15 protein-coding genes and 1 pseudogene are annotated in these 16,195 nt (G+C 65.7%); 13 read left to right on the top strand and 3 right to left on the bottom strand.

The window, feature by feature from the left end; all coding sequences use genetic code 11:
• The first annotated feature begins 165 nt into the window (after positions 1-165).
• Positions 166-723 carry a gamma-glutamylcyclotransferase gene (locus tag K307_RS31775; RefSeq protein ID WP_196251629.1) on the top strand — a complete coding sequence of 186 codons (558 nt, stop codon included), beginning with the start codon at positions 166-168 and terminating at the stop codon, positions 721-723.
• A gap of 70 nt (positions 724-793) precedes the next feature.
• On the opposite strand, the gene K307_RS31770 is transcribed toward K307_RS31775, so the two are convergent.
• Together K307_RS31770 and K307_RS31765 are read right to left on the bottom strand one after the other, a co-directional pair.
• Positions 794-2,053: an MFS transporter gene (locus K307_RS31770; RefSeq protein WP_042884915.1), complete on the bottom strand. Its 1,260-nt coding sequence runs from the start codon at positions 2,051-2,053 to the stop codon at positions 794-796.
• Between the two features lie 33 nt (positions 2,054-2,086).
• A complete protein-coding gene (locus tag K307_RS31765) occupies positions 2,087-2,635 on the bottom strand; it encodes a flavin reductase family protein (RefSeq protein WP_155301305.1) in 549 nt (182 codons plus the stop codon).
• Positions 2,636-2,757: 122 nt separating this feature from the next.
• Here K307_RS31765 and K307_RS31760 point away from each other — a divergent pair, with 122 nt between their 5' ends.
• The 5 genes and pseudogenes from K307_RS31760 to K307_RS31740 all read left to right on the top strand — a co-directional run.
• Positions 2,758-3,282, top strand: coding sequence for a MarR family winged helix-turn-helix transcriptional regulator (locus tag K307_RS31760; protein ID WP_051975243.1), 525 nt, complete (start codon positions 2,758-2,760; stop codon positions 3,280-3,282).
• Between the two features lie 259 nt (positions 3,283-3,541).
• Positions 3,542-4,810: an acyl-CoA dehydrogenase family protein gene (locus tag K307_RS31755; RefSeq protein ID WP_051975242.1), complete on the top strand. Its 1,269-nt coding sequence runs from the start codon at positions 3,542-3,544 to the stop codon at positions 4,808-4,810.
• Positions 4,811-4,865: 55 nt separating this feature from the next.
• On the top strand, positions 4,866-5,840 hold the full coding sequence (locus tag K307_RS31750) for an amidohydrolase family protein (RefSeq protein WP_042884914.1): 975 nt from the start codon (positions 4,866-4,868) through the stop codon (positions 5,838-5,840).
• A gap of 60 nt (positions 5,841-5,900) precedes the next feature.
• On the top strand, positions 5,901-6,812 hold the full coding sequence (locus K307_RS31745; RefSeq protein WP_051975241.1) for an intradiol ring-cleavage dioxygenase: 912 nt from the start codon (positions 5,901-5,903) through the stop codon (positions 6,810-6,812).
• Positions 6,809-7,861 (top strand): annotated as a pseudogene (locus K307_RS31740) (maleylacetate reductase); the annotation flags it as partial. The gene K307_RS31745 and the pseudogene K307_RS31740, both read left to right, overlap by 4 nt.
• 63 nt (positions 7,862-7,924) lie before the next feature.
• On the opposite strand, the gene K307_RS46695 reads toward K307_RS31740, so the two are convergent.
• Positions 7,925-8,818, bottom strand: a complete 894-nt coding sequence (locus K307_RS46695; RefSeq protein WP_080745432.1) for an HpcH/HpaI aldolase/citrate lyase family protein — start codon at positions 8,816-8,818, stop codon at positions 7,925-7,927.
• A gap of 341 nt (positions 8,819-9,159) precedes the next feature.
• Here K307_RS46695 and K307_RS31735 point away from each other — a divergent pair, with 341 nt between their 5' ends.
• The 7 genes from K307_RS31735 to K307_RS31700 all read left to right on the top strand — a co-directional run bounded on the left by K307_RS31735 (position 9,160) and on the right by K307_RS31700 (position 16,146).
• A complete protein-coding gene (locus K307_RS31735) occupies positions 9,160-9,345 on the top strand; it encodes a hypothetical protein (RefSeq protein ID WP_042884913.1) in 186 nt (61 codons plus the stop codon).
• Positions 9,346-10,303: 958 nt separating this feature from the next.
• Positions 10,304-11,377 (top strand): substrate-binding domain-containing protein, encoded by a 1,074-nt coding sequence (locus K307_RS31725; protein ID WP_051975240.1) that lies wholly within the window; start codon positions 10,304-10,306, stop codon positions 11,375-11,377.
• A gap of 63 nt (positions 11,378-11,440) precedes the next feature.
• Positions 11,441-12,463, top strand: a complete 1,023-nt coding sequence (locus tag K307_RS31720) for an ABC transporter substrate-binding protein (RefSeq protein ID WP_042884911.1) — start codon at positions 11,441-11,443, stop codon at positions 12,461-12,463.
• Between the two features lie 79 nt (positions 12,464-12,542).
• Entirely contained in the window at positions 12,543-13,361 is an 819-nt protein-coding gene (locus K307_RS31715) for an ABC transporter permease (protein WP_042884910.1), read from the top strand.
• A 10-nt stretch (positions 13,362-13,371) separates the two neighbouring features.
• Complete coding sequence (locus K307_RS31710; RefSeq protein ID WP_042884909.1) at positions 13,372-14,256, top strand: ABC transporter permease; 885 nt, start codon at positions 13,372-13,374, stop codon at positions 14,254-14,256.
• Positions 14,249-15,307, top strand: coding sequence for an ABC transporter ATP-binding protein (locus K307_RS31705; RefSeq protein WP_042884907.1), 1,059 nt, complete (start codon positions 14,249-14,251; stop codon positions 15,305-15,307). The genes K307_RS31710 and K307_RS31705 overlap by 8 nt, the downstream gene beginning before the upstream one ends.
• Positions 15,304-16,146 (top strand): phosphodiesterase, encoded by an 843-nt coding sequence (locus K307_RS31700; protein WP_042884905.1) that lies wholly within the window; start codon positions 15,304-15,306, stop codon positions 16,144-16,146. The genes K307_RS31705 and K307_RS31700 overlap by 4 nt, the downstream gene beginning before the upstream one ends.
• The last annotated feature ends 49 nt before the right edge of the window (positions 16,147-16,195 follow it).

Below are 16,195 nucleotides of genomic sequence, written 5' to 3'. Positions count from 1 at the left end.
TAGAGGCCATGTCGACGGTACCCGACACCATATTGTCGTACCAGACTAGGATGCCCCCGCCTCCGAACCACCAATCGAGCACGATGAGCAAACTGACCCGAGATCAACTTGTCGATGGCAGTATCCGCAGCATCCTGTCGATGCCGGCGGAACTGGAGTGGACCGATGAACAGCTCCAGCGTTCTCTCAACACGCTGCTGGCGTCCCGTCCGTGCCATGTGGGTGTTTGCCTACGGTTCCCTGATCTGGAACCCGCTGATGGAGTTCGCCGCGCAGCAAACCGCAACGCTGGAAGGCTGGCACCGGCGTTTTTTCCATTCGCACCATCTCGGCCCGGGGCAGCCTGAGCAGCCGGGCCGCATTCTCGGCCTTGAGGCAGGTGGCACGACGCAAGGGATCGCCTACCAGCTTCATGAAGACCAGGCCCTGACCGAACTCCGCCTGCTTTGGGCGCGAGAAATGGCAAGCGGGGTCTACCGCCCGACCTGGGGTCCCCTCGTGCTTGGCACCGGTGAGGTCGTGACGGCCATTGTCTTCGTGGTGAATGCCGAGCAAGCGCTATACGAGGCCGATTCGACCGTGCCGACGGTGCTCAGGCTGGCTGCCAACGCTGCAGGGGTGTTTGGCTCCAATGCCGACTACATTCGCGCGCTGGATGATGCCCTGAACGAACGAGGCGTGGCCGATCCCTATATCAGTGAAATCGCCAGGGCGCTCAGGTAGAGCGGCCTGGCGGTCGAATGGAAGAAGTGGGTTAACTGGCAACGAATCGCGGCGATAGGCTTCGGAGACGTCAGTGTGCTGCCGTCGCCCTCGGCTTCAGCCGACGCAGTGACAGCACTGCGATCGCCGCCACGGCCGCGGGCACGGCCATCCAGGCAACCATTGCCAGGTAGCCCCATCCTTGAGCCAGGAAGAAGCCCCCGATCAACGGCCCGACGACTGTCCCGACACGCCCTATCCCCAGCGCCCAACCCACGGCAGTCACGCGGATACGCGTCGGATAGAGTTCCGTAACCACGCCATTCATCAGCAACTGGGAACCGACCAGTCCGGCGCCCGTCAGGAACGTGGCAACCATCAGCAATTGCGTACTGTCGCCGCTCGCCACCACCACGATCCCGCCCACGGCCGCTGCATACGAGAGCGCGATCAGCGACAAGGCGTGGAAGCGCCGGGTGGAAACGCTCAGCAGCGCACCGCCGAACACGCCGCCAAGATTCAGCAGTGCAGTGGTGACGATGGCCAGGGACACGCTCATGCCCTTCTGCTTTAGCAGCGTTGGCATCCACGCCGTCATGGTGAACACGACCAGCAGCGTGCAGAAGTACGCCAGCCACACCAGCAAGGTGGTCCGACGGAATTCCGTGCCGAACAACTCCACCACGCTGCGCGCCGTTTCGGCCGGCGCATGCGCGTGGGCGGCATGACTGACAGAGGGTGTGCCAAAACTCGGAGACTCAGGCAAGCGAAGCAGCAGTCCCAGCCCCACCAGCAGTGGCAAACCGCCCCCAAGGAAGAACACGACCTGCCAACCAAATTTTCCGATCAGCGCAGCGCTGGCGAAGCCGCCCGCCACGGCGCCGAGCGGGTAGCCGGAGAACATGATGGTGACCATCCGCGCCCGGTACCCCGGCGACGACACTTCCGACGTCAGCGCGATCAGGTTCGGCATGGCGCCGCCCAGCCCGATGCCGGTCAGGAAACGCAGCACGAGCAGTTGCGGAACGGAGCTGGCATACGCCGTCGCGAGCGCGAAGGCGCCGAAGATAAGCGTCGAGGCGATGATCACGGGCCTTCGCCCGACCCTGTCCGCATACGGGCCGACAAACAACGTGCCAACGGTCAGACCTAGCAAACCCGCGGCGAACACCATGCCGAAGGACGACGCCGGCACGCGCCACACCTCGGCCAGCACGGGAGCAACGTAGGCGATGGCCTGCGTATCGAATCCGTCCAGCAGCGCTACCAGCGCACACCAGGCGGCCACTTCTGCGGGAACCACGCGCGGAGCCACCTTCGCCTCCGTCAATGAGGTACTTGTACGATCCATGGTTATATCCGATCGAAAGGGGTGGTGTCGCCGTCAGGCCGACTGCAGGCAGGCATAGTTGCCGGCATGAAAAGCAAGGGGGTTGGCATCGGAATAGGTGTAGCGACGCACCAGGCCGTAGAACACTACGTGGTCGCCGACTACCTGATGCGAGACGCGCTCACACTCAAACGTGGCGAGCGCGCCCTTGAGCCTGGGCAGCCCGCCAATTCCGCTCTCGAAGGCTTCTGCCACCTCCTCGAACTTGTCCATCTGCGGCCGGCAGAAGTGCCTGGAGATATCGATCTGCTCCGCATGCAGCACGTTGATGCAGAAATGCTCCGCGGCAATGAACGTGGCGAGGCTGCCCGCCCCGCGACGCAGGCTCCACAACACGATGGGCGGCTCAAGCGAGACCGAGCTGAACGAATTTGCGGTAAGGCCCTCGCGCTTGCCATCCACCCCTTGCGTCGTGACCAGGCATACGCCCGTCGCGAATCGCCCGAGCGCGTTGCGCAAGTCCCGCGGATCGAAATCCAGCGCCTCGAGCTTGCGGCCGGTCAAATCGCCCGGCGAGGCCACCCATGCCTTTTCCCAACTCATGACAGTCTCCTCCAGTAGTTGCATCCGACGCGTCCACGGCGCGCAGGACTGCATGCATGCGCATGCTAAGATTCACTTCGCACCGACTACGCGACGCTGCTGCCGCAGCCACCGACGCCAGCATGAAGCCGACCAAAAAATCCCCCCGGCCCGCTGCCGGAAAAACCAGCACCTCCACGCGTGGCGCGCCGGCCGCCCCCGTCGTCCCGGAGGGCTTCGACCTCGAACAGTCGGTGCCCTATCTGCTGAACCGTGCCGGCGTTGGCATCGGGGTCGCGTTCACCAAGTACTTGCGCCAGTTCGACATCACCTTGCCCGGCTACCGGGTGCTGGCATCGCTGTCGCACAAGGACCAGCAGGCCATCTTCGAGCTCGCCGAGCACACCAGCATCGATGTCTCCACCCTGTCGCGACTGATCACCTCCCTCGAAGACAAGGGACTCGTGGCCCGCCGGCGCGATGACGCCGATGCCCGCTCCGTCAAGATCCATCTCCTTCCCCCGGGCGCCCAGCTCGCCTCGCAGACCATTCCGCTCGGCGTGCTGTTCGAGCGGGTGGTAACGGCCGGATTCAGCGCCGACGAGGTCAAAGTGCTCAAGCAGATGCTTGTGCGCATGTACGGCAATTTGTCGCCTCTCAGCGAGTAGCGGTTATTTGCATTTGCAAGTTGTTTGGCAGTATAGATACTCGCTTCCGCAATCAGTAAGAAATTCTCATCGGGGTTTTCCCAGGGGCGCTGACGCGCCTTGTCTCTGTAGGTCGCGCGTGGCGCGCCTGATGCGCCATCGCAGCTGACCACACGCATCCTGGCCGGGGTAATCCCCTACCTATTTTTATTTGCATTTGCAAATATCAAGACGTAAATTCCGGTCAGGCATCGACGCCGTGTTCTGAAGAGAGTCAGCGATGAATCATTCCTCCACACCCATCCCGACCACTGGGGCGGACCCTGTGCGCGCCCCGGGCAGGCACTCGCCAGTTGCGGGTGCGCCTGAACTATCGACGCTGGTGGCATGCGCCAGGGAGATCTCAGAGGGCTTCCTGAAGCCCCATGCGCAGCAGACGGAAGAGTCCCGCCGCGTGTCCGAAGAGGCGACGGCGCTGTTTCGCGATGCAGGCTTCTTCCGACTGATGCAACCGGCGCAGTTCGGCGGCTATGAGTTCGGCTTCTCGGCCTTTGTCGACATCATCAGCGAGCTCGGCCGGGGTTGTCCGTCGTCGGCATGGGGATGCTCATTGGGCAGTGTTCATCAGTGGCTCATCGGGACCTTCCCCGCCCAGGCACAGCGCGATGTGTGGGAGCTGAATCCCGACGCCATCGTCTGCGGTTCGTACGCCCCCACCATCAAGGCCGAAGCCGTAGAGGGCGGCTACGTCGTCTCCGGCCGGTGGCATTGGGCATCCAATATCGACAACTCCCAATGGGCGATGATCGGCGTGCAGTTTGCGCCGGATGGCGAGACGCCGACGCCGCACGCGGGCTTCCTTCTCGTTCCGCGCGAGCAATGGTCCGTGCATGACGACTGGTTCACCGCCGGCCAGGCGGGAACCGGCTCCAAGGCCATCGACATCAAGACGCCGACGTTCGTGCCCGCGTATCGCAAGCTCACCTTTGCGCAGGCGTCGTCCAACCTCCCGCCCGGTGCGGCGCTGAACACCAACCCGATCTATCGCATCCCCTTCCTGTCGGCATTGCCGGTGTGCCTGGTCTCGCCCATTCTCGGCGCCGCACAGGGAGCGCTCGACGAGTTCCTGGCGATGGCGGGCTCGCGCGTCACGCGGGGCGCCGTCGCCGGCGGCGGCAGCCGCCTGGCCGAGTTCTTCCCGGTGCAGTCCAGGGTGGCGGAAGCTTCCGCGATGGTCGATGCCGCGCGCCTGCTGATCTACCGCGACATCGCCGAGGTCGAGACGCACGCCATGGCGGGCAAGGCGATCGATGTCGATACCCGGATCCGCAACCGCCTGGACCATGCCTTTGCGGCGCGGCTTTCCCGCGACGCCATCAATGCGATCTTCGACAACATCGGCGGCAACGGCCTCGCGCTGTCACAGCCCATCCAGCGGCTGTGGCGGGACGGTAATGCCATCGCTAAGCACATCAGCCTGAACTGGGATGCGGTGTCGTCCATGGCCGGACAACATCTGCTTGGGCTGGAACCCAAGGGACAGTATTGAGCGCGCCCTATCCGCCCATACGCGCGTTTCACACAGACAGAAAACAAGGACCATCATGCAAGGAAAGATCGGACTGGAAGAGCATTTTGCGATTCCCGAGACGCTGAACGACTCCGCGGGCTTTGTGCCCGGCGACTACTGGAAAGAGCTGAGCCACCGCCTACTCGATATCCAGGATGACCGGCTTCGGCAAATGGACGAGAACGGCATGGAGATGATGCTGCTCTCGCTGAACGCGCCCGCGGTGCAGGCGATCCCGGATCGCAAGCAGGCCTGCGAACTTGCGGTGCGCGCCAACGACTTCCTGGCGGAGCAGGTCTCGCGGCGCCCGGACCGCTTCCAGGCGCTGGCCGCGTTGCCGCTGCAGGATCCGGATTTCGCCACCGCCGAGCTGACCCGCTGCGTCAATGAGCTCGGCATGCGCGGCGCGCTGGTCAATGGCTTTTCCCAGATCGATACACCCGAGAATGTCGTGTACTACGATGCGCCGCAATACGCATCGTTCTGGGCGGCGGTTGAACAGCTCGATGTGCCGTTCTACCTGCACCCGCGCAATCCCATCGCATCATGGGCGCAGATCTACGATGGTCATCCGTGGCTGCTGGGCCCGACGTGGGCATTCGGGCAGGAGACGGCGGTACATGCGCTGCGGCTGATGGCGTCGGGGCTGTTCGATCGCCATCCCGCCCTCCAGATCGTGCTGGGTCACCTTGGCGAAGGCCTGCCCTACAGCCTGTGGCGGATCGATAACCGCAATGCCTGGGTCAAGGCACCCAAGACCTATCCGGCCAAAAAGACCTTCCGGCACTACTTCCAGCAGAACTTCCACCTGACCACGTCCGGCAACTTCCATAACCAGACGCTGATCGACGCTATGCTGGAAATCGGCGCGGACCGGATCCTGTTCTCGACGGACTGGCCGTTCGAGAACATCGATCATGCGGCCAAATGGTTCGATAGTGCCAGCATCAGCGAGGCGGATCGCGAGAAGATCGGCCGCACCAATGCGATCAAGCTGTTCAAGCTGTAGTCACCTGGCATCCGCCCCGGCGGATGCCAGCCTGACACCAACCCAGGCCATGCACGGAACATGAGAGACATCGACGAATTCAGCATCACGCAAGCGGTGATCGAGGCCAACCGCACTGGCAACGCGAGGTTGGTGACCATCATGGAAAGCCTGGTTCGCCACCTCCACGAGTTCGCACGCGAAGTCAGGCTGACCGAAGACGAATGGTTCGAGGGCATCCGCTTCCTGACGGAAACCGGGCAGATGTGCGACGACAAGCGGCAGGAATTCATCCTGTTGTCCGATACCCTCGGACTGTCCACGCTGGTCACGGCCCTGAACAACCGCAAACCGCAAGGGTGCACAGAGGCCACCGTGTTTGGCCCGTTCTATGTCGAGGACTCGCCCCTGGTCGACAATGGCGACGATATTGCAAACGGCGCGCACGGCATTCCGTGCTTCGTGTCCGGCAGCGTGCATGGGCTTGACGGCAAACCCGTGGCCGGCGCGGAGTTGGCCGTCTGGCAGTCCGATGACGAAGGCCTTTACGATGTCCAGCGTCCCGACGCGACGGATCATCAGGCACGGGCGCGGCTGCGGACCGATGCTGAAGGCAAGTTCCACTTCCGCTCGATCCTGGCGGTGCCCTACCCCATTCCGCATGACGGGCCGGTCGGCAGGATGCTCGATGCCCTCGGGCGGCATCCGTGGCGCCCCGCCCACCTTCATTTCAAGATCGAGGCGGGAGGATACGAACGGCTGATCACACACATCTTCCGCAATGAAGATGACTATCTCGACTCCGATGCGGTGTTCGGCGTGCGCTCGACGCTGATCGCCGACTGGACCGCGCACCCGCCCGGCATCGCACCGGACGGCATCCGGATGGAGCAGCCCTATTACACGCTGCACCACGATTTCGTGCTGAACCCGAAGCCCGCAGCAACAGCGCCACCAGCAGCGGTGCAGGAGGAAAGGAAGGAATCCGCATGAATCCCTTCGTCTACCAGGCCAACCCGGCACGCGTCGTGTTCGGCGCCGGCGCATTTGCCCAACTTCCCGCCGAGATCGACCGCCTGGGTTGCCGGCGGGCACTGTTCCTGTCGACACCAAACCAGATCGATCTCGCGCACGACGCGGCAGACCTGCTCGGCGATACTGCCGCAGGCATCTTCGACCAGGCCCAGATGCACGTGCCGGCGGGCATCGCTGCACAGGCGAGCAAAGCCGCAAAGGACACCGGCGCGGACTGCCTGGTCGCCACCGGCGGCGGCTCCACGATCGGCCTGGCCAAAGCCATCGCGCTCGACACCGGGCTGCCGGTCGTGGCTGTGCCGACCACCTACGCCGGCTCGGAAATGACGCCGATCTACGGCATCACCGACGAAGGACGCAAACGCACGGGCTCAGATCCGCGCGTGCTGCCGCGCACGGTCATCTACGATCCGGAGCTGACCCGGGGCCTTCCGGTCGGCATTTCGGTAACCAGCGGAATTAACGCGATCGCCCACGCGGCCGAGGCGCTATACGCCAGGGACGGCAATCCCATCATGGAGACGTTCGCCGAACTCGGCATCCGGGCGCTGGCGCGGGCCATTCCCGCCATCCGCTCGGATGCGGCCGACATGCAGGCGCGCTCGGATGCCCTGTACGGAGCCTGGCTGTGCGGCACGACCCTCGGCCACGTCGGCATGGCCTTGCACCACAAGCTGTGCCACACCCTCGGCGGCACCTTCAACCTGCCCCATGCCGAGACCCACACCATCGTGCTGCCGCATGCGCTCGCCTACAACCGCAAGAGCACGCCCCGGGCGATGCAGGTCCTCGGGCGAGCGTTCGATGCGGAAGACGGTCCGCGCGCGCTCTTTGAACTCGCGCGGAACAATGGCGCGCCAACCGCGCTTCGCGACATCGGCTTCCGGGAGTCGGACATTCCGGTAGCCGCGGATATCGCGCTCACCAATCCTTACTGGAATCCGGCGCCGCTGGAGCGTGAGGCGCTACTCGGGCTGCTGCAGCGGGCCTACCGGGGCGAGCCGCCGGAAGCGGCCGAACGGGCTAATGGAGCAGATTGGGACGATCCGGGGGGGGCTGATCCAACCGAATCAGTCCTCCCCGTCCACGTGGCACAGGATCCGGTGTGCCAGCCGCAAATGGGGCCGGTCGATCATGGCATTGCCGAGCCTTGCCACGCCCGAAGCGCCAACCCTGGAGAACGCGTCGACGACATGCCGGGCCCAACGCACCTCTTCCTCCTGCGGCATGAAAGCCTGATTGATGGCATCGATATGCGAAGGATGCGCGGCGGCCTTGGCCGTAAAGCCGTCGCGCTTCGCCTGCGCGGCTTCCTGCCCGATCTGCGCGGGGTCTGTCAGGCTGGTACTGACTGCATCAATGGCATCGATGCCGGCCTGCGCGGCCGCCAGCAGGCACATCGTGCGCGCCACGGAAAACGGTGCCGTGAGTTCCTTGCCGATATGCGAGGAGAAGGCGCCCAGCTCGGCGGCAAGATCGTCCACGCCCCACATCAGCGCCCGCAGGCGCATTGGCGCATTGCGATAGGACGACAGGCCGAACACGCCTTCCGAGGATTCCGTCGCCATGGCGATGATGGCGACCTCCCAGTTGTCGGGCAACAGCGCGCATTCGAAGGCTGCGAGGAAATCGCAGAGCCGGTGCACATCGTCGACGCTCCGGCACTTCGGCAGCACGATCGCGTTTGGCCGGTGCGGGATCACGGCGGCGAGGTCGCGCAGGATATGGCCTGACGCCAGCCCGTTGACGCGCACCAGCAAGGCCGGCTCCATCGACGCGCGGTTCTGCTCGAGGAACGACACCAGCTTGCGCCGCGCGTCTTCCTTGCCATGCTCCGGCACGGCGTCCTCGAGGTCGAACACCAGCCCGTCCGCCCCCGACTTTAGCGATGCCGCCAGCTTGCGGTCGCTGTCCGCGGGAACGAATAGAAGGGAGCGCAGGCGCTGTGGCAGGTTGTCGTGCATGGTCGCTGGTCTCCGGAACCGATTAGGCTAGTGGCGGCCAGGCATCACGGGCCTGGCATGCTGCCAACAATGCCAGCGATCGCGCGACCAGGCAAACCGGGTTTTCCGAAAGCAGGTTTCGCCAACGGCGAATGGGTCGAAGCCAGGCGCCGGTGTCGGTCCGGCGCCATCCCTTGTGGATCGGGTGTACGGCGCAGCCCAACACTCCATACCGTCCGCGGCCCCGCTGGCATCACGCCCGCCCTCACTCCATGCAGAATGCTGCGCCTGCGCCCGACAGGCACGATCGTTGCTTTTTTCCGGTACGAGCGCCCCCGCTCTCTAACCGTTGGAGAACCACCATGAGCACCCTGATCATCCGCGACCTGCCCAGCCGCACCCTCGACGCCACCGCTATGTCCGCCATCCATGGTGGGATCTACCGCACGCCGCAACAAATTCTGGCGTGGGAGGTCACCCATTTGCCCGCCACGCCGGACGGCCGTGTGCTAGGCCCCGATGGCCAACTGCACGTGCCCTCGATCTAACGGCCCATCAGCACGCTCGATACCTTGAACAGCGCCGGCTGCTCCCCGACCGCCAGCTCGAGGCGGTCGGCTCCGTGCACCGGCGGTTGCAAGAGGAAGCCTTCGCATCCCGTGCCTGGTAATCGATACCCCACACGTCACGCCGGTTCGCCCGGCTCTTGTCTTTGTATCGACACTTCTACTCTTCAGGTCGGACGTTCGCGCAACCGATATTCCGCAAAGTCATTACGCAGATGCCGCACATGACAAAACTGTCGATGTACCAGAAGTGACGAGGGTTTCCACCGATCTATATTTGAACGACAAATTTTGTTTCAGCCGGGGGCGACTACCACCTGAAGGGAGGTGGGAAATGAGCAAGACACTGTTAGTACTGGGGGCGACGACGGTCGCGTTGTGCGCCGGGGCAGCATGGGCTGGGACCACCAGTCCGCGCGACGTTTACACAGATGGCGCCATGGGGGTGCGGACGCCAGATCCATACAGTGATGGGGCAAAGACAAGCAAGTTCGATGTCTACACGGACGGTGCCAGAATCTCGGACAGGCGTGACGCCTTCTCCGACGGCGCAAGAACTATCGATAAGCGTGACACGTTTACCGATGGCGCTTGATGGCAGACCAGGTTGATCAAGCGCGATCGCGCAGCATCGAGGCCAAGGCATTGCCTTGGCCTCTTCTTTTTCATCGGCAGCATCCATGCTGTTCGGGCCCTACGCCCCACTGTCATACCCGCCCGCCTGGCGTTGATCAGTGACAGCGCTGGTGCGCTGTCATGCGCCTGTCATCACGCGCGGAAACAATACGCGGCGATACAGGGCGTAAATATTCCTCTCATCCAAGCGACGGCCTGACGCCGCGCACCGGTGGAATGTTTTGGACGCCCGCTTTTTTCCATTCGAAATGAAAACGTTTTCATTCTGGCCAGCCTTGACCGGGCACAGCGAAGCGCAGCGGAAATGACTGGGAGGCATAGCCCCGATGGCAAGGCGAGATCCGGCAGCGGTCCGACGCTGGCAGACGTCGCGGACGCCGCGCGTGTTTCGCTGGCAACGGCGTCCCGCGTCTTCAGCCATCCCGCCATGGTGCGCGACAGCACCGCACAGCGCGTGCATGACGCCGCGCGCAGGATGGAGTTCCGCCCGAACCTGCTCGGCAGCAAGCTGCGCGCCCAGCAGACGCGGATGATCGGCGTGATGCTGCCGACGATGGACAACGCCGTGTTCGCCGAATGCTGGCGTGGCATCGAGGAGGCCGCGCTGGCCGCGGGCTACTCGCTGATGCTGGTCACCAGCGGCTACGACCCGATGCGCGAGCGCGAGCGGATCGAGTACCTGCTGCGCCATCGCGTGGACGGCATGGTGCTGACGGTGGCGGACGCCGCGCACAGTGCGGTGCTGGACCAGCTCGACGCCGAGGGCGTGCCCTACGTGCTGGCGTACAACCAGGCGGGCGGGCGCAGCCGCAGGCATTCCGTCTCCGTGGACAACCGCGGCAGCGCCTGCGACGGGGTGGAGGCGCTGATCGCCGCCGGGCACCGGCGCATCGTCGTGGTGTCCGGCGCGTTCATTGCCTCGGACCGCGCGCGCCAGCGCTATGCCGGCTACCAGGACGCGATGCACGCGCACGGCCTGGCGCCGTTGCCCGTGCTGTCCCTGCCCTCGCATACCGCCAGCAACGCTGCACAGATCCGCGCACTGATCGATGAAGACGATGCCCCCACGGCCTTCTTCTGCACCAACGACCTGCTCGCCATCGGCGTGATCTCGGACCTGCGGCGGCTGGGCCTGCGCGTGCCGGACGATGTCTCCGTGCTCGGCTACGACGGCATCGCGCTCGGCAGCGTGATGGAGCCCCCGCTGGCCACCGTGGTGCAACCCAATACCGACATCGGCGCGCGCGCCGTCGGCCACTTGCTGGCGTGGCTGCATGCGCCAACCGGCGAAACGCCAGCCGCCGCGCGCGTGACCCTGCTGCCGCACGCACTGCGCGTGAGCGGAAGCATCGCCGCGCCGCCGACCGTATCCACCTGAGCATGTTCCGTTCATTGTGGCCTGATGTCTTTCCACCGACCGTTGCCAACCAAGGAGCCTCTCATGCAACCGTTTTCGTCCTGGCGCCGTCCGCTGCGCCGGCTCACCCTGATGCTCGCCGCGGCCGCGTTCAGCCACGGCGCCTTCGCGCAGACCGCGATCTGCTACAACTGCCCGCCCGAGTGGGCCGACTGGGCCACGCAGATCCGCGCCATCAAGGACAAGACCGGCGTCACCGTGCCGCTGGACAACAAGAACTCAGGCCAGTCGCTCGCGCAACTCGTGGCGGAGAAGGCGAGCCCCGTGGCAGACGTGGTCTACTACGGCGTGACCTTCGGCATCCAGGCAAAGAAGGACGGCGTGACCGCCGCGTACAAGCCGGCGCACTGGAACGAGATCCCCGACGGCCTGAAGGACCCGCAGGGCAACTGGTTTGCGATCCACTCCGGCACGCTCGGCTTCATGGTCAATGTGGACGCGCTGCGCGGCAAACCCATGCCACAGTCCTGGGCCGACCTGCAGAAGCCTGAGTACAAGGGCCTGATCGGCTACCTGGATCCCGCCAGCGCGTTCGTCGGCTACGTCGGCGCCGTCGCCATCAACCAGGCGCTGGGCGGCTCGCTGGATAACTTCGGCCCGGCCTTCAAGTACTTCAAGGACCTGCAGAAGAACCAGCCGATCGTGCCGAAGCAGACCGCGTACGCACGCGTGCTGTCCGGCGAAATCCCCATCCTGCTCGACTACGACTTCAACGCGTACCGCGCCCGCTACAAGGACCACGCCAACGTGGCCTTCGTGATCCCGAAGGAAGGCACGGTCGTGGTGCCCTACGTAATGAGCCTGGTCAACAAGGCACCGCACGAGGCCGAGGGCCGCAAGGTGCTCGACTTCGTGCTGTCCGACGCCGGCCAGGCGCTGTGGGCCAATGCCTACCTGCGGCCGGTGCGCAGCGCCGGCATCTCGAAGGAGGTGCAGGCGCGCTTCCTGCCGGCTGCCGAGTATGCGCGCGCCAAACCCGTCGACTTCTCGCGCATGGCCGAGGTCCAGAAGGCCTTCAGCGAGCAATACCTGAAGGAAGTCCGCTGAAGCCGCCGCCGGCGCCAGCCCGCCGGTCCCCTTGTGTCCCCGCCGATGCGGGGACGCACGCCACCGCACGGTCCCTGCCATGACAAAGCGAAATCTTCTCCTGTTCGGCTTCGCGCTGCCCGCGCTGGTCGTCTTCCTCGCGTTTTTCTGCCTGCCGATGGCGCGGCTCCTCGCGGTCAGCGTCGACGGTCCGCAGGGCGCCGGCGTGTACTGGACCGTGCTGACGAGCCCGCGCTACCTGCACAGTCTGATGGTCACGGTGCTGCTGTCCGGCGCCGTCACGCTGGCGACGCTCGTCATCGCCGGGATCGCCGGCACCTTCCTGCAGCGCAACGCCGTGCCGGGCAAGTCCGCACTGGTCGCGGTGCTGACGTTCCCGCTCGCGTTCCCGGGCGTGGTGATCGGCTTCATGGTCATCATGCTCGGCGGTCGCAACGGCCTGTCCGCGATGCTCGGCGACTGGCTCGCGGGCGAGCGCTGGACCTTTGCCTACGGCTTGGCCGGTCTTTTTGTGGGCTACCTGTACTTCTCGATTCCGCGCGTGATCCTGACGGTGATGGCCGCGGTCGAGAAGCTCGACACCTCGCTCGAGGAAGCCGCCCGCTCGCTCGGTGCGAGCCCGTGGCGCGTGGTGCGCGACGTGATGCTGCCCGCGCTGATGCCGGCGCTGCTGTCCAGCGGCGCGATCTGCTTTGCGACCAGCATGGGTGCCTTCGGCACCGCGTTCACGCTGGCGACGCAGCTTGATGTGCTGCCGCTGACGATCTACAACGAATTCACCAACTACGCCAACTTCGGCATGGCCGCCGCGCTCTCGATCCTGCTGGGCTCGGTGACGTGGGCGCTGCTGGCCGTCGCGCGCTGGTTCTCCGGCGATGCCGTCGCCGCCACCGCGTAGGAGACCGACGATGTTTCCCGTTCGCCCTCGCTTTCGCTACTGGCTGCAGCTCGCGCTCACGCTGGCCGTCTGCCTGTTCATGATCGTGCCGGTCGTGCTGTCCGTGCTCGCCGGTTTCACCAACAATATCTTCGTCGGCCTGGCCAGCGGACTGACCACGCGCTGGATCGAGGAAGTCTGGTCGCTCTATCGCAACACCATCTTCCTCTCGCTGGGCATCGCTCTGGCGTGCCTCGCCTGCACGCTGGTGCTCGGCGTGCCCGCCGCCTACTACATGGCGCTGCGCCGCAACCGCGTGACGCGCCTGATCGAGGAACTGCTGATGCTGCCTGTGGCCATCCCCGGCCTGGCTACCGCGCTCGGCCTGATCCTGCTCTACGGCCAGTGGCAGGCGCTGCGCACGAGCTGGGTCTTCATCCTGATCGGCCACGTACTGTTCACGCTGCCCTTCATGGTGCGCGCCGTGCTGGCGATCCTGTCGGCCATCGATATCCGCACGCTCGAGGAAGCCGCTGCAAGCCTCGGCGCCGGCCGCATGCAGCGCTTCTTCACCGTGATCCTGCCCAACTGCCGCCAGGGCATCCTGGCCGGCGCGCTGATGGTGGTCACGCTGTCGGTCGGCGAGTTCAACCTGACCTGGATGCTGCACACACCGACCACGCAGACGCTGCCGGTCGGGCTGGCCGACAGCTATGCGTCGATGCGCCTGGAGATCGGCTCGGCCTACACCATCGTCTTCTTCGTCATGATCATTCCGCTGCTGGTGCTGATGCAGGCGCTGACCGCCATGGGCGCGCGCGCCCGTCGACACGCCCGCGCCGACGCGCCGTCTGCTGTCGCCGCGCCCCTCCCCACTGCGCCGGCCGCCACCTCCACCGAGACCCGCCATGCATGAACCCACCACCATCCGCCTGCGCCACTGCGGCAAGACCTTCGCCGCCGGCGCGCTGGCATTGCAACCGCTGGACCTCGACATCGGCGCGGCCGAGACCCTGGTGCTGCTCGGCCCCTCCGGCTGCGGCAAGACCACCACGCTGCGCATCATCGCGGGACTGGAGTCGCCGGACACCAGTGGCGAGGTCTGGTTCGGCGAGCACAACGTGACCGCGCTGTCGATCGAAGCACGCGGCGTCGGCATGGTGTTCCAGAACTACGCGCTGTTTCCCAACATGACCGTCGCCGAGAACATCGGCTACGGCCTGCGCGTACGCCGCGTCGATGCCGCCACGCGGCGGCGCCGCATCGACGACATGCTGGGCATGATGCATCTCGGCCCGTTCGCCGACCGCCGCGTCGACCAGCTCTCGGGCGGCCAGCGCCAGCGCGTCGCGCTCGCCCGCGCCATCGCCGTGCAGCCGCGCGTGCTGCTGCTGGACGAGCCCCTGACCGCGCTCGATGCCAAGCTGCGCGATACCCTGCGCGCCGACATCAACCAGCTGCTGCGCAGCCTGCGCATCACGGCCGTCTACGTGACGCACGACCAGGCCGAGGCCATGGCGCTCGGCGACCGTATCGTCGTCATGGACCGGGGCCGTATCGCGCAGTCAGGCACGCCGCAGGAGATCTACCGGGCGCCGGCCAACGCGTTCGTGGCGGACTTCATCGGCACGATGAACCGCCTGCCCGCCACGGCGGAGACCGGCATCTGGCGACTGCCGGGCGGCGCGTTGCCGCGTGCTGGCGCCGCTCCCGCCAGCGGCTGCGCCGAACTGATGTTCAGGCCAGAGGATGTGGCACCGGCGGAAACGCATGACGCCCACCTGCTCGGCGCGGTCGTGACCGCGCTGTTCCTCGGCAACTGCACGCGGCTGCTGGTGGATGTCGGCGCCAGCGCGCCGCTGATCGTCGATACCGCGCGGCGCGACGGCTGGCGCGCGGGCGACCGCATCGGCCTGCGCGTCGACACCGCCCACATGATCACGCTGGCGGAGGCCCAGGCAGCATGACCGCACCCTATCTCGTCGCGCACGTCACGGACCTGCACATCAAGGCCGGTGGCAAGCTGTCGTACCGCATGGTCGATACCGCTGGCGCGCTGCACCGCTGGATCGACACGCTGCTGGCCGCGCCGCAATGCGCGGATATCGTCGTCATCACCGGCGACCTCGTCGACTTCGGCGCCGAAGCCGAATACCGCTTCCTGCGCAGCATCCTGCAACGGCTGCCGATGCCCTACCGGCTGTTGCCCGGCAACCACGACAGCCGCAGCGCGCTGCGTGCGGTCTTTACCGACCATGACTACCTGTTCGCCAATGGCGATGGCGAGGCGCCAGTCCACTACGCCGTCGACGCAGGACCGCTGCGCATCGTGGGCTTCGACTGCACGGTGCCCGGCAAGCCGGGCGGACGCGTCGATGCCGCGGCGCTGCCGTGGCTGCAGGCGACACTCGCCGCGGCCCCGGCGACGCCAACGCTGTTGCTGCTGCACCATCCGCCCTTCTATACGGGCATCGGGCATATGGACGAGCAAGGCCTGGAAAACGCGGCGGCGCTCGAGGCTGTGGTGCGGCAGCATGCGCAGGTCGAGCGCGTGCTCTGCGGCCACCTGCACCGGCATATCACGCGGCGCTTCGGCGGCACCATCGCCATGACGGCGCCCGCGCCAGCGCATCAGGTGGCGCTCGATCTCGATCCGCAAGCGCCGTCGCGTTTCCGCATGGAACCGCCTGGCTACCTGCTGCACTGGTGGCATCCGCAGCATGGGCTGGTGACGCATGCGGCCGCGATTGGGGACCATGGGCCGGCGCATCCGTTCTTCGATGCCGAGGGCAAGCTGATCGACTGAGTGTCCTCCCGCTGAAGCCATCGCGCTTGCCCTCCGAGGCGCGGGCGCA

Origin of the sequence: Cupriavidus necator A5-1, from assembly GCF_000744095.1 — a bacterium.
GTDB lineage: Bacteria > Pseudomonadota > Gammaproteobacteria > Burkholderiales > Burkholderiaceae > Cupriavidus > Cupriavidus necator_A.
The sequence above is the reverse complement of the archived record's forward strand: the minus strand, read 5'-3'. Positions and strand labels throughout refer to the sequence as shown.